Origin of the sequence: Anaeromyxobacter sp. K (genome assembly GCF_000020805.1) — a bacterium.
Taxonomy (GTDB): Bacteria; Myxococcota; Myxococcia; order Myxococcales; family Anaeromyxobacteraceae; genus Anaeromyxobacter; species Anaeromyxobacter dehalogenans.
Genome location: NC_011145.1, coordinates 4444371 through 4465245, shown reverse-complemented (window position 1 = coordinate 4465245; position 20875 = coordinate 4444371). Strand labels below are relative to the sequence as shown.

Annotated in this window: 17 protein-coding genes; 13 read left to right on the top strand and 4 right to left on the bottom strand. The window is 65.5% G+C overall.

Translation table 11 applies throughout. From position 1 onward, the window contains the following. Positions 1-102 precede the first annotated feature (102 nt). On the top strand, positions 103-843 hold the full coding sequence (locus ANAEK_RS19885; protein ID WP_012527915.1) for a hypothetical protein: 741 nt from the start codon (positions 103-105) through the stop codon (positions 841-843). Between the two features lie 682 nt (positions 844-1525). Here the strand turns inward: ANAEK_RS19885 and ANAEK_RS19880 are convergent. From ANAEK_RS19880 to ANAEK_RS19865, 4 genes are all read right to left on the bottom strand, one after another. Then, entirely contained in the window at positions 1526-3052 is a 1527-nt protein-coding gene (locus ANAEK_RS19880) for a DNA cytosine methyltransferase (RefSeq protein ID WP_012527914.1), read from the bottom strand. Positions 3053-3058: 6 nt separating this feature from the next. After that, entirely contained in the window at positions 3059-5098 is a 2040-nt protein-coding gene (locus ANAEK_RS19875) for an ATP-binding protein (protein ID WP_012527913.1), read from the bottom strand. After that, the gene (gene dcm / locus ANAEK_RS19870) at positions 5095-7068 is read right to left on the bottom strand and encodes a DNA (cytosine-5-)-methyltransferase (protein WP_012527912.1); all 1974 of its coding nucleotides are present in this window, start codon (positions 7066-7068) and stop codon (positions 5095-5097) included. The genes ANAEK_RS19875 and dcm overlap by 4 nt, the downstream gene beginning before the upstream one ends. A gap of 146 nt (positions 7069-7214) precedes the next feature. After that, positions 7215-7472, bottom strand: a complete 258-nt coding sequence (locus ANAEK_RS19865) for a DNA-binding transcriptional regulator (RefSeq protein ID WP_012527911.1) — start codon at positions 7470-7472, stop codon at positions 7215-7217. 272 nt (positions 7473-7744) lie between these two features. On the opposite strand from ANAEK_RS19865, the gene ANAEK_RS19860 reads away from it, so the two are divergent. The 12 genes from ANAEK_RS19860 to ANAEK_RS19805 all read left to right on the top strand — a co-directional run bounded on the left by ANAEK_RS19860 (position 7745) and on the right by ANAEK_RS19805 (position 20869). After that, positions 7745-8872, top strand: a complete 1128-nt coding sequence (locus ANAEK_RS19860; RefSeq protein ID WP_049778420.1) for a sigma 54-interacting transcriptional regulator — start codon at positions 7745-7747, stop codon at positions 8870-8872. 95 nt (positions 8873-8967) lie between these two features. Further along, the gene (locus ANAEK_RS19855) at positions 8968-9435 is read left to right on the top strand and encodes a phospholipase D family protein (protein ID WP_198137449.1); all 468 of its coding nucleotides are present in this window, start codon (positions 8968-8970) and stop codon (positions 9433-9435) included. Positions 9436-9452: 17 nt separating this feature from the next. Beyond that, a complete protein-coding gene (locus ANAEK_RS19850) occupies positions 9453-10610 on the top strand; it encodes a hypothetical protein (protein WP_157376720.1) in 1158 nt (385 codons plus the stop codon). Positions 10611-10620: 10 nt separating this feature from the next. Beyond that, entirely contained in the window at positions 10621-12021 is a 1401-nt protein-coding gene (locus ANAEK_RS19845; RefSeq protein WP_012527907.1) for an ATP-binding protein, read from the top strand. After that, on the top strand, positions 12018-13400 hold the full coding sequence (locus tag ANAEK_RS19840) for a hypothetical protein (protein ID WP_012527906.1): 1383 nt from the start codon (positions 12018-12020) through the stop codon (positions 13398-13400). Before ANAEK_RS19845 ends, ANAEK_RS19840 begins: the two co-directional genes overlap by 4 nt. Beyond that, complete coding sequence (locus ANAEK_RS19835) at positions 13397-14221, top strand: hypothetical protein (protein WP_012527905.1); 825 nt, start codon at positions 13397-13399, stop codon at positions 14219-14221. The genes ANAEK_RS19840 and ANAEK_RS19835 overlap by 4 nt, the downstream gene beginning before the upstream one ends. 12 nt (positions 14222-14233) lie before the next feature. Further along, positions 14234-15475 (top strand): BREX system ATP-binding domain-containing protein, encoded by a 1242-nt coding sequence (locus ANAEK_RS19830; protein WP_012527904.1) that lies wholly within the window; start codon positions 14234-14236, stop codon positions 15473-15475. A 16-nt stretch (positions 15476-15491) separates the two neighbouring features. Next, positions 15492-16838, top strand: coding sequence for a BREX system ATP-binding domain-containing protein (locus ANAEK_RS19825; protein WP_012527903.1), 1347 nt, complete (start codon positions 15492-15494; stop codon positions 16836-16838). A 147-nt stretch (positions 16839-16985) separates the two neighbouring features. Continuing rightward, positions 16986-17360, top strand: a complete 375-nt coding sequence (locus tag ANAEK_RS19820) for a hypothetical protein (protein ID WP_012527902.1) — start codon at positions 16986-16988, stop codon at positions 17358-17360. A gap of 124 nt (positions 17361-17484) precedes the next feature. Further along, the gene (locus ANAEK_RS19815) at positions 17485-19371 is read left to right on the top strand and encodes a hypothetical protein (RefSeq protein ID WP_041454125.1); all 1887 of its coding nucleotides are present in this window, start codon (positions 17485-17487) and stop codon (positions 19369-19371) included. Beyond that, complete coding sequence (locus tag ANAEK_RS19810) at positions 19368-20123, top strand: hypothetical protein (protein ID WP_012527900.1); 756 nt, start codon at positions 19368-19370, stop codon at positions 20121-20123. Before ANAEK_RS19815 ends, ANAEK_RS19810 begins: the two co-directional genes overlap by 4 nt. Then, a complete protein-coding gene (locus tag ANAEK_RS19805) occupies positions 20120-20869 on the top strand; it encodes a hypothetical protein (protein ID WP_012527899.1) in 750 nt (249 codons plus the stop codon). Before ANAEK_RS19810 ends, ANAEK_RS19805 begins: the two co-directional genes overlap by 4 nt. Positions 20870-20875 lie beyond the last annotated feature (6 nt).

The following is a 20875-nucleotide window of genomic DNA, read 5'->3' as shown; positions in this document are numbered from 1 at the left end:
CACCGCGCCGGTGACTCGCTGCGTCCTGCCCCTCGCTCCAACGACGAGTGCATGTCCGTTTACGTGTTAGGCTCCTCTCACCGCTAGACGCTTGGAGAGGCCGTGCCATTCGCCGTCGGGCAGCAGGTCCGTATCCGCAATCGGCCGGCCGAGGCCGGGGAAGTGCTCGAGATCGTCGACATGGGAGATCCAGGCGACCCCTGGTATCGCATCCGCTTCGCGAAAGGCATGCGATCCGTCGCCGAAACGAGCCTCATGGAGGCGGGGATCAACCTGCCGCCGCTTGGTGCCACGAATTCCCTGCAGTGGGGCCGGGCCGTCCCAGCCGTGATGAGGTGCGTGGCCCTGGAATGGCACTCGGTCCCGATTCACACAGTCGACGGTGCCGTCAGCCATGCCGAAATGCTTGAGAGCGTCGGCGAGCACTGTGGCGTCTACGCCTTCGAAGGGAAGCATGACGCATTCCCCGGCGGCGCGATCCTGTACGTCGGACTCGCTCGCGGGAAGGGTACGAGCGACAGTAACGCGCCGCTCCGGAAGCGCATTCCGGACACCTTCAAGCGCTTCGCGTACCGGGATACGCCGCGTGGCCAGCAGCGTGCGTTCGCGGACTGCTGGGACCTTGTGTTCCATTGGGCGAAGGCGGACCCCGGGCTCGTCGACGATGTCGAGTCGGTGCTCATCCGTGCGCACGCGCCTCCGTTTAACGCGCAGGAGGTGAGAGGCGAGCTCGACTTCACCGACCTTGTCATCCTGAACGCGGGAGCCAAGGGCCGGCTGATCCCGATCGTGAGTAGCTTGTGGCACGCGAGCGAAGCGTGGCCGGAGTCCGCAGGCGATTGACGGTTCTACCCCCGGCGGGAGACGTTCGAACGGCCCCCGGCCTTCCGCTCGGCGGCGACGGACGGGCGGTGTGGCCCGGCCCTTGAGCCCGCGCGGCGGCGTCGAGCTCGGGGGAGGTCGAGGATGGTCGCACGGGCCGCGTCCGCGCCGGTTGGGAGCGCTGGGGAGCCGGATCCGGTTGCCCTGCCTGCACTTCTGCACCAGCGCGAGCAGCTGCTTCCGAAGCGCCTGCGCTGCACCGGTACGTCGCTGCCGCTCGCGCGGCGTTGAGGCGGCGCACAGACTTGCTAGCGCGGCGTGAGGATCACGAACATCCTCCGGTGCAGCAAGTCGCGGCGTCGTACTACCGGTGTGACTTCGTCTCTGTCACGCACCCGAATGGCAAGCCGCGCAACTCAGCATCGAGTCGCCGGCTACCGAATGTAAGATTCGCTCTCGCGGTAGCGCGTCCGCGTGACGCAAGCGCTTCGTACGTCGAACGCCGTAGCGGGTAGACAAGCGTGACCGTCATCTTCGCGGCGTCGAACAACGCTGCGGATGCAAGCACCTGGTGGAAGTCCGCCCGGTGGGCCTCCCGTGAATCTTCTGCCATTCGGAGCCAGAAGGGTCGGACGGGCCGAGGCAGAGAAGGTACGAGTAGCCGAGGCTCGCAATCGCCTTCCGAAGCCGTAGGTGCTGACACTCACGTTCGGGCGCGGAGCAGCGGCGGCTGGCGTACCTTCCGGAATCCGAGCAAGGTCAACAGGTGCGCCGCGACCGCCCACGCGAGGAGCGGCGGAACGGCGTTTCCGATCTGCCGAAAGCAGTCGCCCATGTTGCCTTCGAAGCGGAACCCATCCGGAAACGACTGAAGTCGCGCCGCCTCACGCACGGATATCGCCCGGGCCTGTTCGTCGTCGTAGTGGATGTGGGAGTAGGCGTCCTTGGCAAGGTGAGCTGGAACGGTCCAGGACGGTTGGTCCGGAACGAGCTTGCGCCACTTGTCCTTGAAGATGTCTTCTGGGTACTTCGGTACGAACCGTTCCTGCAGCGCTTGGTACTCCGACGTGTCGGGCGCCGGGATCTCCCCTCGCTCGGCGAGATCGCGCAAGCCCCGGTCAAGATGGTCCCGCGCGTACTTCCGCAATTCGAACGCTGGAGAGCCAGGTGCTGGCGCCGCGCCCGACCGCGCAATATCCAGGTACTCGCGGAAGATCGCGCGCGCGTGCTGACGGGCCTCCACGTACCTGTCCCCCGGCCGCATTCTCCTGAAGATCTCGTAATCGCGCGGCGTCCTGCGAACCGAATGGTCGTCGATCGTTCGCGGAGCGCGCAGCCGCGGCCAAGCCCGCATCAGCTGCGCGAATTCTGATGCTGCAGGCCCCGCGTAGGAACGCTTGGTCCTGAACGCCGGCCGTGATGAGCTACCGGGCGTCAGGTGCTCCTCGATCGGGGGAAGGTCCCCGATCGCGTCGCGAACAGTCGTAGCGCGCGAGCTCGCTTTTGACGTGTCGACGCTCAGGTCGTGGTGGATGTCGTCGAACGGCAGGAACAGCTCGGCGGATGGAACGGTGTACCCGCTCGGCGTTCCAATCAGGTGGGTTGACGGAGGCACGCTCGGACGAACTGCGAGGTCCTTCCGGATTCCGATGAAGAAGATGCGCTCCCTGAGCTGCGGGACTCCGTACATGGCAGCATTGAGGACAGCAAAGCCCGCTCTGTATCCGCGAGCGACGAGATCCGACGCCGCCTTCTCTGCGAAGCTGAGGTCCTCTTCCGGGTGACTGCTGCTGTTGACGTCGACCGAGAGCATGCCCGGGACGTTCTCGATCACGATTGCCTTCGGCTGCCACCGGTCGGCCGCCTCCATGAACGCGAAGTACAGCGTGTTTCTCGGGTCGTGCGCCGTTCGAGATCCCGCCAGGCTGGCGAGCTTGCCGCGTCCGATCCTGGAGAACCCCTGGCACGGAGGGCCTCCGATCAGGATGTCCAGGGTGCGCTCGTGGACGATCGAACCGAGGTCAATCTCTTCGAGATTACCGAGGTCGCCCGAGAGCACGTGTGGAGCCATTCCGGGCTGAAGTTTCCCGAAGTTCCTGCGGTACGTACGTGCCGCGACCTCGTCGATGTCGACCGCTGCCAGCGAGAGCGCTCCCGCGGCGCGGAAGCCGAGGGAGAAGCCGCCCGCCCCGCAGAACAGGTCGATGAAGGTCGGCGAATGATCCCGCATCGAGCTTCACGCGTGGAGCGTTGCGCGCGACCTCTTGCGCGGCAGGAGCAACCGGACGTGAGCACCGCGCCTACGCCCATCCAAGACCACGTCCATCCTTCCGCCGCTTTGCTGCACGAGCGCTCTTGCGAGGGTCAGACCCATGCCGCGGCCTCCCTCCTTCGTCGTGAACATCGGCTCGAATGCCCGCGTGGCGGCGTCGCGAGAGATCCCGGGCCCATTGTCCGAGAACGTGACCTCGCAGCGATCCGCGGCCGTGCGCGCATGAACGGAAATGCGCGCGTCTGGCGTCCTGATGAGCCAGTCGAGAGAGTTCGACAGTAGGATGTGAAGCACGCGCCGGAATGCGTGCGGATTCATGTCAACGCGCAGGAGCTGATCCGGTTCCGAGGTGACGGTCATCGTCACCCCGCGCTCCGCAAGCAGGGGAAGCATCAGGGAGCGGAAGCTCTCCATCTCGGCGACGACGTCCATCGTGCGGCGCTTGTGACTGCCAGCCGCCCCGATGCTCGTGAGGAGCGACAGGTGTCCAGCGATGCTGGTGAGGATGGCCTCAGTGCGCGTCGAAGACACACCGTCGTTCCGGGCTTGAGGCGTAGAACCGAGCTCGGAGCGCAACTGGTCGACGAGGGAGCCGAGCACGCCGCCGATCCCGATGGCAGCCTCACCGGCGGCCGCGAGGTCAGTGTACGCGTCCAGAAGCCGTGCATGCTCTGCCTGTTGCTGCTCGGCGGTCACGCGGGCCTCGGCGATGACGCGTCGGAGCTCACGCTGCGTGGTGCGGTCGGCGCCGGGCACGAGTCGCTCGATCGCATCCGCCACGGGAACCTTCACGGCTGTGCGGCGCCGGCGATCGGCGGCGCTGGCTGCCGGGTGGCGAAGCCGCTGCCGCTCCGTCTCGAGCATCTGGAACGAGTGCTCGACGATTCGACGGAGATCCTCGAACGCCTTGTTGTGGATCAGCCCCTCGCGGTTCGTCTGATCCAGGAGCTCGGGGTTCCTGTCCCGGCTGATATCGATGAAACCGACCACCTGGTTGTTGCTCAGACAGACGACAGGGTTGTTGACGCGGCGCTGATCCAGCCGGAGCCAGTCATCATGGGGCTCGCCGTACGGCCAGATCCGGAACCCGTCGCGATACACGCTGACCCCGGACCACTCACGTAGCCACGCGCGAACATCGTGGCGGGGGCCGACGCGAGCGACTGCCTCGGTCTCGAGGTCGAAGGCATAGAGCCGGATCCGTACCGGGCCGCAAGAGAGATTGCTGCTGGACGCCGGAGCCGGGACGCTTCGGTGTTTCCTGCAGCACTCGACCCGCAGCGTGTCCCGTCCATCGAAGGCAACCTCAACGGAGTACGGCGCCCGGTCCAGGAACGTGCTCCGTAGCTCCCCCGCGTATTCGGGGAACTCGTCCGTCTCGATCGAGATGCTGAATCCGTGACTCGAGCCGAATGGCGACTGCAAGCGCGCGAGCCGCGTCGAGAGGCGCTTGAACATGCGCTCGGTCCATCGCTCGCGCAGCCCATGGATCCGGAGCGTCGTGCCCTGCTTCGTTATCTCCGAGACCGGGCGGACCTCCCATCGATTCTTGATGCTCGAGAGCATCTCGCCGTCATCGTCGAACTGGTCCCAGTCGAACTCCGCCCGGACCTCCGGCTGTCCCTTGCGCCTGGAGACGAGCTCCAGGTAGCGGCCGAGCTTGTCCGCAGCGAACCGGCCGACACCCTTCTCGCCAAGAACGCGGCGGCCGCTGCGCGTCTGCTTGGAAGCGCTGCTGGCCTTCGTGGACCCGGCGGGCTCCATCCACCCGCTCAAGAAAGTGTCGAGGTCCATCCCGCAGCCGTCGTCGCTGATGGTGATCTCGCCTCCGGGCGTGCTCACGGAGCGGAACGAGATCGTTACCGTCGCTGCGTCAGCATCATGCGCGTTCTTGACGAGCTCCGTGATGGCGACGACCTCGTCGCTGATCAGCTCCTCTCCGATGAGCTTCAGGAGCCTCGCACGAGGGCGGAAAGCGGCAAATCCGGACTTCACTTCGCTCATCGTTCGTCATCCTCGAGAACGCGGAGGAACGTCTTAGCAATAGCCTCCGACATCAGCGGCGGGACGGCATTCCCCACCTGGATCCACTGATCGGTGGGGGACCCACAGAAGACGTAGTCGTCGCGGAACGACTGGACGCGCGCTGCTTCGCGGACCGTGATGTTCCTCGTCTCTCGTGGGTGAATGTAACCGTTTCCGTCCTTCGCCAAGTGCGAGACGATCGTCTTGCATGGCCGGTCGCCACGAAGGCGGGCGTACTTGTCGTCGAAGACGTCGCGGCGGTACCGCATCAGGTCAGAGCGACCGTGTCGCTCGAGCGCATGAACGCTGTCCTCCCCCGGCCGGAGCAACGCGTACAGCTCGAGATCGCGCTCGTTGTTGTACCGTGCGAAGTGGTTGTAGATGAGCGGCGATCGCGAAAGGAGCCCGAATTTGGCCATGTACCGCCGATGGCGCTTGTCGGCGGAAATTCGCGTTGCCTCGTCCCACCTCTCGACAGCGGTACCGGTCCCGGCGCGCATGCGCGGGATCCCAAGGAGCGCCTCGTCCAGCGTGATAGGTGGCAGCGCATCCACATCGAAGTTTGGCCGGCGAAGATCCTGGTACTCGCCCGCCGGTGCGATGGGGAGGGTCCCGTCGGACGCCACCAAGAAGCAACGGGTGCGGTCCTGAGGTACACCGAACGTGGTCGCGTTCAGCTGCCACGTGACCGTCCGGTAGTGGCCAGCCCGCTCCAGCATGCGGGCCGCGGCATCCAGGAACGACAGGTCGTCACGGCGTGCCGTCTGCATCCCCGGGACGTTCTCCATGAGGAACAGCCGCGGCCGCAGGTAGAGCGCAATCTTGACGAGGTACTCGAACAAGAAGTTGCGGTCGTCCTCAAGCAACCTGTATCCGGTTCGAGCCATCTTCGACCGGAACCCGACCGTGGAGAAGCCCTGACACGGCGGCGCTCCCACGAGAACATCGAGCCGGCGGCGCCCGAGCAGCTTCTTCAGCCGCGCAGGGGCAAGCTCCCGCACGTCCGTGCTGATCGTCCGCTCGCGTCCGAGGGAAGGGTGGTTCAGCCAGAGCGTCTTGAGGGCGACCGGATCCCGGTCGACAGCGGCAACGAGGCGGAAGCCAGCTCGGGTGAAGCCCTCGGACAGCCCGCCGGCTCCACAGAACAAGTCGACGACCGTGGGTGCATCACTCGCCTCGACCCTGCTTGCCTCGTGATCGCGGTAATGCGAGCAGAGCTGGCGTAGCTCGCACGCGTCGCACGCGGGCGCGACGGCCTTGCACACCTCGCGCCCGTGCAAGACAAGGTTGATGTGAAGGGAGCGGCGGAGATTCGGGGGGACGACGTCGGCGAGCGTGCGCTGAAGCTGCTTGTGGTCCAGTCCCTCCAGCGAGAAGCCGGTGCCCTTGTAGATCCCCAGTCGCTGCAGAACGCGGCCGACGTGAGTATCGACGGGGAAGACCGATCGCCCCATCGAGTACATCATTATGCAGTACGCGCTCTTCCGGCTGATCTCGGGCAGCGAGCAGAGGAACTCCTCGAGCGCCTCGTCCTTCCACTGGAGAGCCGGGCGGAGCGTGCACGATCCGAAGCGGTCCACGAGAGCTTGGAGCGCGCCGACAAGGCTCGCGGTCTTCCTTTTGCCGAGGCCTCCGCGGTGGACAATCGCCTCCACCTCCCGCTCGGGCGCACGGAGAAGCTCCTCCCACGACGCGAACCGTCTCTTGAGCGCGTCGTACGTGGCCTGGTAGGCATCCTCGCGCGTCTTCCGCGACAGGACGATGTACACCAGCTCGTCGACGGGGTCCGGCTTGTTTCCGAGATCGGGCGTCCCGTACAAGAGCTCCAGCGCGCGCGCGATCTCGCGCACCTCAGCGATGCCTTCGTCCAGGATCTCGCGAACGGACTCGCGCGTTGCGTCGCAGGGAATGCCGGGACACGGCAGCTTCGCGTCGAGAACGCGGCCCACGAGCTGCTCGCGCCACTCGCGAACCTCGACGGGAAACGACCGCGGCGGGTGAAGGTAGTCGCCCCGCTCCCGCGGCTCGGGGGCCCATCCCGGGCCTGGCGTTCGCGGTGCCCTCGCCGACCGCGTGCGGCTACGAGCAGGGGAGGTCATTTCTCGCCCCCGTCTTCACCGTCGGTCCGTTCAACGGACGCACGCTGCGCCCGACTTCTAGGCCCCGCGGCGATGTCGGGGTCCAGACCGATATCGCGTCCGAGCTTGATGAGGGCATTCAACAGAAGCGGCATCGGCTTGTGCTTTCCGTTCTCCCACCCGTTCACGGTGCTGAAGGTCACGCCGAGCTCCCTGGCAAGGGCCTCCTGCGTCAGACCCCGTAACTCGCGGATCTTCTTGATGAGCTCCGGCACGGACCTGAGTGCTCGAGTGGTCAAGATCGAACGTCATATAGCACGTTCGATCTCGGTAAACCACGGATGTCCCCGTGGAGAGCGGAACCGACTGCTACGCTGGCGTCGACGCAGATCCGCGCGCGCGTGAGCGGCTTCCGCTCATTGTTCGCGGAAACCGTTGAAGTCGCAGGGCGTCGGCGGTCGGCACGTCGCGTGCTCTCCGAAGGGCATCATCGGTCATCGACCGCCACGACCGGAGGGTCCCGGGGACCGTGATGAGCGCCTCAGCCATGCCAGCGCAATTCGACAACGACGAGTTCCTCGAAACCCATCTTCCCGGGCGATCTGCTGCGAACGCGGCGCTGCGGAGGAGGATCCGCGAGCTGAACAGCCCGCGTGTCGACTCGTTGGTGCGGGTCGTTCTGATCCGGGGGGAGAGCGGAGCGGGCAAGACATACCTCGCCGACATCTTGGCTGCGCACCGCGAGTGGATGGTCACGAGGAATACCGGCGCGTCGCTAGCTGCGGAATCCCCCCTCAGTACCTTTCACGAGAGTAAGTACCAGAAGATCCTGATCCCTTCGTTCCCCGACACCCTCATCGAGAGCGAGCTGTTCGGGTACGAGGCCGGGGCCTTCACCGACGCGAAGACTGCCAAGCCGGGGTTGCTCGGCGGCAAGAACGCGCCGGAGTACAGGGACATCCTTCTCGACGAGATCGCGGATGCGTCTCGCCCGATGCAGGCGAAGCTCCTGACGCTTCTTGACACGGGCGAGTTCCGGCCAGTGGGGGGACGCGAGTTCCGCCGGACCGAGGCGCGACTGCTCCTCGCCACTAACCGGGATCTCGAGTCGATGATCCGCGCCGGCGACTTTCGCGAGGACCTCTTCTGGCGCATGAGCCAGCTGACGATCGACGTGCCGCCGCTCAGGAACCAGAGAGAGGACATTCCGGACATCGCCCGGCACATCGAGGCGTCACTTCGCAGGGACATCGAGGAGGCGCCCGGCGTCCTCGAGCGGACCCTCTCCGAGGCCGAGATCGAATGGGCTCAGCATCACCACTGGCCGGGGAACGTCCGGGAGCTGCGTGATGCGATCCGGATTCACGTCTTCGAAAACGGGGCGAGAACGCTGGCGGAGATTGTCACGCAGATGGAGGCCAGGATGCACGCCGGTACGAGGCGGGCGGTTATTTCACGCCAAGTGAGCGTGCGCCTCGGTGCGGTGCTGAAGGGGGAGCAGGATGCACCCGCGTCGCTCGACGACCTGCTGAAGGAATTCGCCGCGGATGTGAGGCAAGCGCTCGTCGACTGGTACGACGCCACCGAACCCACGCCTGAGGTGCTGCAACGCCTTTTCCCGGGCGTGAAACCGAGTTCCGTCCGAAGCAAGATCTCGGAGTGGAGGGGCGCATGAGTGGCCTCCATGTCGTGGAGTGGTTCAGGGACGGCCCGCTACCTCATATCGCCCCCGATCCTGCGCTCGTCCTCGCGGGTACGCGGGGGCTGTCCATGTTCGTCGAGCACATCGCCGCGACGGGACAGGGCGGCCATCTGGCCATCGCCTGCGCGTTCGCGGACGCACGCGTCGAGGGCGAGCTCGCGGCGCTCAAGGAGCTTCCGCACTCGCGGATCGAGGTCTCAGTGGTTACCTCGAGCGTGGATGATGCCGCAGCGACCGCGCGCCTCTTCCGCGTTCACGCGTGGCGTGGTCTCGACGTGAGGGCGCTTCGTGGGATGCACGCCAAGATCTACGCGTTCGTCGGGGATTGTGGCGCGGGCGCGTGCCTCATCGGCTCGCACAATCTCACGCCGGGCGGGGCTCGCCACAACAGCGAGGCCGGGGTGCTGTTCATCGGTTCGCGCTCCGCACCGGCGCGCGAGATCGCGCATGCCTGCTGCGAGTATGTTTTCGAGCTCGGTGCCCGCGCGACGCTCGTCCACGACAACCTGACTTGCACGGAGGACGTCACATCGTGAACTCCGGAGAGAGCAACATGTCGAAGCCCTCGTTTCAGGATTGGTTCTGCCTTCGCGAAGGACGGAAGAATTTCCAGATCGATCCGGTGCGCGATCAGAAGTTCCTGTTCGGCCAGCCGGAGTGGGAGGCACAGATCGACTCGCGTCTGAAGCGTGCGCAGCTCCTAAGCACCCCGGTTCGTCTCTTGTGGTGGGGCCAGTATGGCATCGGCAAGACGCATCGCCTGCGCCACACGGAGTATCTCGTTCGCGCAAAGTTGTACCGGTACACGACGTGCTATGTCGTTGCGACCGATCTTCAGGAGAAGACCGGCTTCGAGACGCTTCACTTCGAGCTCGTGAACAGCCTCGGCCGCGAGCGGATGCAGGCGCTCGTGTCCGCCTACCTGCTGAAGCTGCGGACGGGGGCCGCGGGTGTCCCGAGCCTCGACGAGATCTGCGGGAGCGCGTCGGACGTCCGAGACGCGCTGATGAGCTTCGGCGGCGACAACAAGAACCTCGTACTGCCGGCGTGGCGGTTCCTGTGCGGTCTGGAACTCAAGTCCGAGGAACAGAAGCTCGCAGGGGTGACGAAGGAGCGCCTCGAGACGAGTCACGACTTCGCTGCGGTGCTTTCTGCGCTCGCAAGGATCATCCAGCTCGAGACGCAGACGGAGCTCCTGTACCTGGTCGATGAGGCGGAGAACCTCATCAAGATCACGAACAAGACCGCGGAGGCACGCTGGCAGGAGACGTTGCGCGCCGTCCTCGACATCCAGCACCTCAGCATCGTGATCACGGTCGGGTCAGAGCGCTTCCAGGATATGCCGAAGCTGCTCGTCCTTCCGGACATCGTCCGGCGCGTTCAGAAGGACAACTACGTTCACATGGAAGCGTTCAAGCAGCCGGATGTCGAGAAGTTCATGCGGATGCTTCTCGAGCAGCTGATCGATCCGACGAAGAGAGAGGCGCTCGAGGCTTCGGGAGCGCTCACGAACACGCCCGGGTACAAGCGAGAGTACTTCCCGTTTAACCAGGGCGCATTCGAGAAGTACTGCGAGAACGCGGTGGTCGATCCGCGCACGGCGAAGCCAAGTGAGATCCTTGCGCGTCTCGACAAGGTCGCCGCCGATGCGTACTTCAACGACCGCCGCATCATCGACCGCGACCACCTGACCGAGCTAGGGATTGCGTGAGGACACGTCAATGGCGCGGCAATACATCGTCGAGCCGCAGATCGAGGGGAACGTCACGGTAGGCGCCGAGGGGGACGATACGCGTCTTCTCCTGGGCCAGCTGGCTGAGACCGGTCCACTTCGGTGGGTTCACTTCGCGGCTTCCAAGGAGTTCGTCACTCTCATCATCGGTAAGCGCGGCAGCGGCAAGAGCCACACCCTCGGCGTGCTGCTGGAGGGTCTCGCAACGAGAACGGACGCGAACTCGATCGCGGTTCACCGAAGGAGAAGATCTGCACTGCTGCTGGATCCGATGGGGAACTTCTGGACGACCAGTCATCTCGTCAGGGGCGACGGGCCGCCGAAGGTAAGGCAGCAGTTCGAGAGCCTGGATGGATGGGGTTGTAGGCCCGAGGATCTGGATGTTGACGTCTGGATGCCGGCTGGGTTCAGGACGGCGAACGATCCACCCGGCGTGAAGGACTTCCGGATCAAGGTATCGGACCTCGATGCAGCGGATATCGCGGATCTGATCGGCGTGAACCTGCTGCGCGATCCGCAGGGAGCCGCCCTGTCGGAGGCGTTCGAGGCCGTGACGGGAGCTGGATGGACGTCGCGGGCCGGCCGCCTCGAACCGCGGCGGGACTTCGGATTCGGCGACCTGGCCGCATATCTCGAGTACCTGCGCGACGAGCAGGATGGCGAAGACCATCAGGCCGCGACCATCCGTGCGCTCGTGCGGAGGCTCCGCGCGCTCGAGCGGCAGCCGGTCTTCACGGGAGAGGGCACGAGGCTGGTCGATCTCCTGCGCTCCGGCCACCTCAGCATCTTGATGCTGCCGCTGCGGGTAGGAGGCGATCTCCGGCGCGTGATCACGAGATTGCTGATCCGGCGCATACTCAAGGAGCGCGAGGAGGCGAGCCAGATCCGCCAGCGGCTCGATGTCGAGGTCATGTCGGAGCCGGAGCGCTCGCGGCTGGAGCTCGAGCTCCGCGGTCGTGTGCCCCGGACCATCCTCGCGCTGGACGAGGCCCAGGAGCTGCTCGGCGATGAGGGAGCCGAGGCTCGCGAGGCTCTCGAGAACTACTGCCTGCAGGGACGGAACTATGGGCTTTCCCTCGTGATGGCGACGCAGAGGCCCTCCGCAAGCGCGATCAGCGCGAAGGTCCGGAGCCAGGTCGACCTGTACGTCATCCACCGGCTGCTCACTCAGGACGACATCGATGTTGCTTGGAAGAATCTGCTCGGAACGTTCCCCACCGATGTGCGGGATCGCGATCGATCCCTGGACTTTCCGGACCTCGTGCGATCACTCGACCGAGGGTGCGCGATCATTGCAGGGTCGGACATCAGGGCCGTGGAACCATTGAGCCGCATCGTCCTCGCAAGGATCCGTCCGCGCATCAGCGTTCACGGCGGTGAGGTCGGATGAGTGACCGCTTCCCCATCCTGCGAAGCCTTGATCCGTACCACGCTCGCATCGGGTACCTCGGCGCACTCGCATCCGTAGGGATCCGCGGACTCGACCGGCAGGATGCGCTCGCTGCCCGCTTCCACGATCTGCTCTTCGGGCGGGTGTTCGCGGATGACCAGCGGTACTCCGGGCTGCTCGCGAGGGTGCCGCCGGACCGGCGTCCGGAACTCGAGAAGCGGTATCTGCGACCGGAAGAGGAGGATCCCACCGCGGTGTTCACGGAGCCGGCTCCCGCCGCGATCGACGAGCCTCCCCCGGACTGGCTCCTCTCGCGGGTGTCGAAGCGTCCACGCCCCAAGCTCGTCAGAACTGAGTGGCTGTACGTGAGCGAGTTGTGGCTCTACGACGAGCGGATGCCATCGCCGGTGGGCTTCGTTCCGCGAGAGAAGCTCGATCGGACGATCGATCTCGCACGGTGGACCGGAGTACTCCTTCCGACCCTCGAGCTATCGGAGACCGGGTACCTGCTGCAGCACCTGCTCGCGGCCGCGCGCCGGTCGGAGCACGACGAGGAGCTGTTCAATCCGCTATGTCCGATGGCGCACCCCTCGCTGCCGCTCCTCTATTTCAGGATTCTTCTGGCGAGCGAACTTTTGTACCCGTTCCTGGTTGTCGAGCTCGTCGATCGCCATCGCTCTGGCAAGATCCTCGCGACGCGCGGGAAGGACGGCCTCCTGCTCGCGGCCACCGACCGGCTCCTGGAGACCATCGGGGATATCTCGGACCCCGAAGACGCCCTCGGTGTGAGGGACGTGAGCTTCTTCAGGGACTCCATCGCAGCGAAGGACAGCACGCAGGAGAACTACCTCAGGCCGAGGCTCGAGATGCTCGTCGATCTCGGATTCCTCGGGCGCCGCGCCGCGACCTCGAAGTTCATGTGGGATCCGTCGCCCGCCACGGTGGCCCTCGCGCGTGTCCTGTCGCCGTTCACGGCGGCCACGAGGAACGTGTCGGAGGTTCTTTCGAGTTTCCTCGACCGCCACTACTTCCAGGCCGCCTCGACGATCCTCTCTCCTGGTCTCCGAAGAATCGTGGACGACCGAGAGCGAATGAGGTGGCTCGCCTTGGCATTCGAGGAGATCGGACGCGAATTCGGCTTCACGCCGGGGCGCACCCTTGCCCTCAAGGCCTGCCTGCTGGCGTGGGAGGGTGGGGCGTTGATGGAGGTCGGAGAGGTGTTCGACGCGGTCTATCGCGTGGCTGCAGACCCGGAGATGGCGCCGTTCCTGCACTTCTCCGGCGGCAGCCGGTTCGACCGGGAGTTTCTCATCCGCATTGACGAAGGGCTCCTGAAGGCGGTGCCTGGAGCCGTGGCAAGAGGGGGGCCGGCAAAATGAACTCCAAGGCACGTTCGGGCGGGGGTTCGTCGTGGGCGCGCCTCAAAGCGCACTCGAAGACGGTGAGAAGACGGCTCGAGGAGCTGGTTGGCGAGAGCAGCGAGGCCGCCCACGCTGATAGCATCGACCCGATAGGCGGGGCGCGCGCGTTGGAGGAGGAGCTCCGGAAATGGAGAGAGCTCTGCATCTCGGCCGTGGACCGGCTGCAGCCCTGCGTTGACAAGCTTCGCGCCGACAGAACCGATTTCCTGGAGCATCTCGAGGATCGACTTCGCAGGGAACTGATCAGGCAAGGTCACGAGGTGTTCGGCGACACGAGCCCCCTCGTGGTGGATGGCATCGTGCACATCGAGATCGACAAGGCTGCTATGGCGGTGTCGATCAATTCCGAACCGCTCGAGGATCTGTCGATCCTGGGCATCTCTCGCGCCGTTCATGATCGAGCATCGACGCTCCAGAAGGACGGAACCAAACCTATCGTGTTCCTGGACCAGCTCGCGGACGCGTACGACCGGGAACTCAGGCTTGGCGGAAAGGCGCCCGGGACCCAGGTCCCGGCGCTGTCGTTGCTCGGGCACATCCTGATGGCACGTCAGTCAGCTGGCTTCAGGGCCAACCCGTCCGCCCGATCGTTCCGGGAGTACACGCGCGAGCACTTCCGAGCCGACCTCTACAACCTGTTGAGATCCGGAAAGCTCGATCACCATGCGGCAAGGTTCCGTTATGCGTCGGGCTCGGATACCCTAGGTGCGGTGTTCATGTTCGTGCCTGCGCTGGAGCGCACGGCGCACGTGGGCCGGGTCTGGTTCGAGCCGACGTGAACGGGGGATCGCATGCCGAATCGTGCGCAGGCGCTGCGGATCATCCAGGCGCTGAGGGACGGCAAGAACTGCCTCGAGAGCGTCAGCAGCTTCTCTGCGGGCCGCGAGCCACTCATCGAGGCTGCCTCCGGATACTTCGAGGATCTCGAGATCGCCGGGAACGCCGTCGTTCGATGGGTTCGAGGGAGAACCGGCCTTGGGAAGACGCACTTCTTCGCGCGGCTCATCGAACTCGCGCATGCCCGCAACTGGGTGACGAGCTACGTCCAGATCTCCGATCCTGGGTACGGCACCGAGCTGCACCGGTTCCATGAGATCTACTCCGCGATCGTAGGGAACTGCCTCACGAAGAAGCTGGTCGGGGAACGGGAGGGCAAGGTCGATCCGGGCTGCGTGCCGGGGTGGGACTGGATACTCGATGAATGGTGGGGACGGGTTCGTCGGCTCGTCGCGGGCTCGGATTCCGGTGACCTGCCGTCCTACGGTGCTCGCGACGAGATCACGCGGCAGATGGCCCAGCTCAGCAGGCGTTGGAGTCTCAACAGTGGTTTCCAGGCTGCGCTGAGACAGTATGCGCTCGCCCGGGCCGACGGTGACGAGGACTGGGCGGATCTCATCCGGTTCTGGTTCAAGGGGGAGGATGTCCACGCTCGAGACGCTGAGACGAAGTCCAGGTTTCGCGCCGCGGGTGTCCCGGAGCCGGTCAATCAGAGAAACTCGAAGGAGATGCTCAGGAGCCTCTCGGCATTCATCACCCACCTCGGATACGGAGGAACGCTCATCCTCCTGGACGAACTCGAGAACGTGCTGCACCAGCCGCCAAAGGGGCGAAAGACCTCGTACACGCTGCTCCGGGAACTCATCGACAACGTGGACGATCGCCAAGGAATGGTACGGACGGCGTTCTACATCTCTGCCACGCCCGACGTGTTCGACTCGGAGAAGGGGATCAGCGAGTACGAGGCGCTGGCGGAACGCGTCATCCTCGCTGGCGGCAGTACCGCGAATCCCGCCGGCGCCGTCATCGACCTCGCGTCGTGGCCGCTGACGGAGAGCGATTTCGCCGAGATGGCGGTGCGCATCGCGGGACTCCACGCGCTCGCGAAGAACCGCGAGCTGTATCCGGGCGCCGAGAAGCGCCTCAAGGAACTTCTCGGAAAGACCCTGAAGAAGAACCCGGATCTGACCGCACGCAGCTGGGTCAAGACAGTCATCAAGGAACTCGACGAGATTGTTCTGGCGAAGACTGCCTGACTGCTGGTGACCTGCGATGGAACGGAAGCGCCGCATCGCGGGAGCGATCCTGAATGTGCTGGGCGCACAGGGGCCGCTGAAGGCGCGCGATATCGCAGCACTGTTGGACGGCCCGGACGGCGTTGGCCGGGTGGAGCGGAGCGAGGTGAACTCGCTGCTCTACGGCGAACTCGCCGGCGCAGTCTTTTGCGATCCGTGGTTCCGGTGGACGCTCGCACCCAGCCCAGCAGCAGGAGCCCCGGACCCACCCAGAGGCGAGCGCGGCGCCCTTCTCCGGGCGATCATGCGCCTCCGGTCCGGCCTGCCGCCCGGCGAGCTGATCAGGGATGTGACCGTCGGGTTCGAACAGTTCGGGGAGCCACTCCTCGAGGTCGTCTCGGCTGAAGCGAGGCGGCGCTGGCTGTGGGTTCGCGGGAACTACGGTGAAGGGAAGAGTCACGCGCTGGCTCTGGCGCGAGATCTGGCGCTCGCCGAAGGTACCGCGGTCTGTCATCTGACCGCGGATTCCACGTCGGCGGCACTGAACTACCCGCAGCGGTTCCTGCCGGTGCTCCTTTCCACGCTCGAGATCCCAGGACAGGCCCGCCGGGGTCTTCACGAGATCCTCGACTCCGAGCTGCGCGATCCGGAGGCGCTTCAGCTCGTGAAGTCGACCGTCGAGGATCACCTCCGACGCGAGCGCGTGCTTGACGTGGAGACTCGCCGGGCCCTCGCGCGCCTCGCAGTCCTCATCGAAGCTGGAGACGCGGCGCATCCGGACTTCGACACCGCCGTTCAGATCGTCATCGCGAACCTCTGCGGCCGTACGATCGGTCACAAGGCCGGGCCGGGGGCACGCGAGCTCGTGTACACCCTGCTCCGACTGGTGCGGACGTTCGTGTCGCGCCTCGGTTGTCCCGGACCGGTGCTGCTGCTCGACGAGGTGGAAAGCGTCTACACGAAGCTGCCGAATCCGCAGGCGAGAATGTCGGCACGCAGGGTTCTGTCTGCCCTGTGCGCTGCCCCGGCCCTCGACGGCTTCAGGGTCGTGATGTCGATCACCCCCGACGCGCTTGGCGCGCTCAGGGGGGACGTGCCCGCGATGGGCGCCGAGACGAGCTCGCTCGACGAGGAGCCGGTGGCTGAGTGGGCATCGACTATCGAGGACGCTCCGGTGGTAGCGTGCAGGCCACTCCGTGGCGGTGAGAGGCGCGAGCTTCTCGTCAAGGTACGAACGCTTTACGGGCGTGGGTACGGGGAAGGGCACCTCTCCATCCCGCACGACACCATGTCGGCGATCGCTCGAAGTGACGTGCCGGTCCGGATCATGGTGCGTAGAGCCATCGACGTTCTCGATACCCACCGCCTGAACCACGCACCGTGACACGGCCAAGGTCCGTGATCGTCGTGATCGACGACGGCGTGGGGCGCGATCGACGTGGCCGTGTATGACGCGTCGAGTGCGAGCGGTGAACCTGCGGTTTTCGTTGAGGCCCATACTTGGCGCGCGCCGTGCTCTTGGAAGCGGAGCATGGGGCGCACCGGCAGATCACCGGAGACGGGCAACGAGCGGATCGTCCACGTGACGCGCCACGCGGCGGAGCGGCTTCGCGAGCGGGTGCCACTCACGATGTCGACGAGGCGAGCGGCGCGGGTCCTCGAGGACGCCGTCCTCCGCGCAATCGCGGGCGACGAGCTGATCGACGCAGGTAACGAAGCGTGGTTCGCTCCTGTGCGCCTCGCCGGGGCGGCACCCGCGTTCGCCGTCGTGGCGATCGTCGGGCCGAAGGAGAAGCCGTACCTCGTGCACGTCCGCACGCTGCTGACGTCGAGCATGGCGGCTCGTACCCACGGCCATCTTGTCGCCGTCGGCTGCGAGACGTCATGTGAGCACGTGACATCGTGATCGGTGTCAAGTGACTGGAGTTCTTCTGGGTAGTACGCTCTGCGTGCAGCTCGGCATGCGGCGAGACTCCCTGGCGAGTTGCGAAAGCCAAAGAGGACCACGGATGAACTGGCTATGCAGGCAAATGCAGCGAGGCGAGATCAACCAGGATCCCGTCCAGGAGGAATTCTTCACGTCTCGTGATAACCGTGCCGAGGGTCTGGTCCGCGAGGCGGTGCAGAACACGCTCGACGCGGCCGTGAGCGGGCCGGTTCGCATCCGCTTCGCATTCTCCGCGAACGCGATGCCCGCGAAGACGGCTGCGAAGTACCTGCAGACCCTTGCCCCTCACGTATCCGCTGCGCTCGGTCCGGAGGCCGTCATGACCGGCGCGATGGACTTCCTCACGATCGAGGACTTCGGCACCCGCGGTCTCGGCGGCGATCCTGAACAGGATCGCGACGTTCCGGGGCAAACCACCAAGAACGACTTCTACTATTTCTGGAGGAACGTCGGCCGGTCATCGAAGTCGGACACGGACCGCGGTCGATGGGGTGTTGGCAAGATCGTCTACCCGGCGGCATCCCGCACGTACGCATTCTTCGGGCTGACGGTGCGCGCCGAGGACGGGTGCTCTCTGCTGATGGGTCAGGCAGTCCTCAAGGTTCACGACCTCGATGGACACCGGTTCTGTCCGTATCCGTATTTCGGCGTGGCAGACGATAACTTCTGCCTTCCCGTCCAGGACGATCCTGCGATCGAGAAGTTCAGGAACGACTTCGAGCTGCAGCGTGTGAACGAGCCCGGTCTGTCCATCGTCATCCCGTACGCCCGGACCGACGAGATCACTCCTGACGACATTCTCCGGGCCGCCATCCGGAACTACTTCTTTCCCGTCCTCGCGGGCACGCTTGTCGTCGAGGTGAAGGGCGCCGCGGGAGAGATCCTGCTGAACGCCACGACGATCCGCGAGGTGGCGGCGAAGCTGGACTGGTCGGGATCGGGCACGAACCGCGAACAGCTCGAGCGCCTGTTCGATCTCGCCGCCTGGGCCATCGGGCTCGAGCCCGACAAGTACATCGAGCTCGCGCAGCAAGGCGTGGCTGCGCCGGAGTGGTCGGAGGACCTGCTCGCGGCGCACAACATCGCAAAGCTCAGGGAGCGATACGAGGGAGGGGAACGCCTCGCGTTCAGGGTGCCCGTGAAGGTCCACCGGAAGGGCGCGCCTCCGGTCACGGCGACGTTCCGCGCGTACGTCGGCAAGGACGACTCGATCCCCCGCGGCGAGGAGCACTACATCAGGCAGGGGATCACGATCGCGGACATTCGGATGGTTCGCGAGGCGCAGGCGCGCGGACTCGTCGTCGTGGAAGACGCCGCCCTGTCGGCGCTCCTCGGCGACTCGGAAGGTCCCGCCCACACCGACTGGTCTGAGCGCGAGGGCAAGCTGAAGCAGCGGTATCAGCACGGGCCGTCCTGCGTCAGGTTCGTCAAGAACACCCTGCGACGGCTGGTCGCGTACCTGTCACGGCCGCCCGAGGGCCTCGACGAGAAGCTGCTGTCGGACGTTTTCTACGTGGAGCGCTCCCTCATCAATCCAGGGTCGACGCCGGTTCCGCGGGGTCCGGGCCCGGCGAAGCCGGATGACCCGGTCGTGACTCCGCCTCCGCCGCCTCCCCCTCCACCACCGCCCACCAGCGCGGCGCTGAAGCTCGTCCGGATCGACGGGGGTTTCCGCATCACGGGGCGCGAGGGTCTAAGGGGCGCCGTGAGCGTCGAAGCGGCATACGAGGTGCGTCGGGGCAACGCATTCAAGCGCTATGACCGGAATGACTTCGACCTCGGCAAGAAGCCGATTGCTGTCGCGGTCGCGGGCGCGAAGATCGCACGGGCGAAGGACAACCGGCTGGAGCTCGTGGTTGACGATGACACGTTCGAGGTCAAGGTCACGGGCTTTGACCGGAACCGCGACCTTGCCGTGAGAGCGAGGCATCTCGAGGACATGAGCGAGACCGAGGAGGATGCGGCGTGATCAGGCACTTCAACTACACAAAGCGCCGGCGCATTCCGCAGGACCGCGTCGAGATCGAGCTGAAGCCAGGGAAGGATGCGCCATCCTTCGACGCGCGGATCAATCTGTCCGAGCTCGAGCTGCCGAGCACGGCCAAGGTGTTCGTCGAGGCGCACTACAAGTCCTCTTACCAGCGCTTCGACTTCGGCACCGTCGGAGGTCTCGTCGAGCCGGTGAGGAGGGCACTCGACGAGGTCGATCGCGGAAACACCGTGCTGTTCCGGGTCAAGGTCGTCGACACGGACGATCTCCTGGGTCGGATCGTCGCGGAGATCGACGACATCACCGCCGAGGATGGAGGCGGTGGCCCGGGCCGCTACTGCATACTTCCGGTGAACTTCGTGGATCTCGGAGAGGAGATGTGGCGGCTGGCGCTCGGCGGCGATCGGCCGGTGCTCGAGGTCAACAAGTTCCCGGGTGCCGAGGCGTTCGTGAGGTCCGATGCGGTCTTCGCGGCGCTCGTGTATCCGGAGGCAGTCCGGCAGGTCCTCTGGAACATCGTGCTCGATGACGACTGGGAGGGAGTCGATGGGCTCTCCGGGTGGCGCGAGATGTGGATCAGCTTCGCGCGAACGCTCACGGCGGACGAGCCTCCCGGCAAGGTCGATGATGAGGAGCGGGAGGAGTGGATCCGCGACGTCGTCCGCGCGTTCTGCGAGCGGCTGAAGCTGAAGACCCGGATGCTCGAGACCCGGCAACAGGAGCACGCATGAGCATCGCCATCCGCAAGCTGAACGAGAAGGGAACAGCGCAGTTCGCTGCGTACGTGCAGGAGATCAGGAACGGAGCAACGGCTCCTCCGCCGCTCGGCCTCCTCGAAGACCCGAACACCTCGCTGCCAGTTCCTGGTGGTGCCGCCATCGAGCCAAAGACTTTTCCGACGCGCGGTGACGCCGCCAAGTATCTCGTCGGCGCGCTCGCCAAGGTTCCGCAGGCGGAGGTGGATCACAGCCCTGCCCTGTGGAACTGGCTGTCGCTCTACTTTTTCGACCAGGTGTGTCCGCCGCTGGCGAGCGGCAAGCGCAAGGTGCTGAAGCAGTACCACTACGTTCTGCCGCCGGTGTCCGATCCGGAGCACTTCCGGCACTACTACAGGCACATGCTCGCGGGCGCGTTCCGCATCCGCCGCCAGCACCCGTCCTCGGGCAAGGTCTTCCTGGCGGGCGCCCCTCACAAGTTCGACGATTTCAACGAGCAGGTCGCGTCACGGCAGGAACTCATCTCGAACCCGGCCATCGTTGGCGCGCTCGATGTTCTCTACTACGACCCAGCGATGAAGCGACCGAAGCGCGGCGCGGGATCCAACAAGCGGAAACCCGGCACGCTCCGGCGGTTCGTTAACGTCATCCAGCAGCTCGATCTGACGTACGACCTGTACTCGCTTTCCACGGATCAGCTCCTCGACCTGCTCCCGAGGGAGTTCGACCGGTGGCGCGGCTCGGAGGCCGAGGCCGCGTAGAGACAG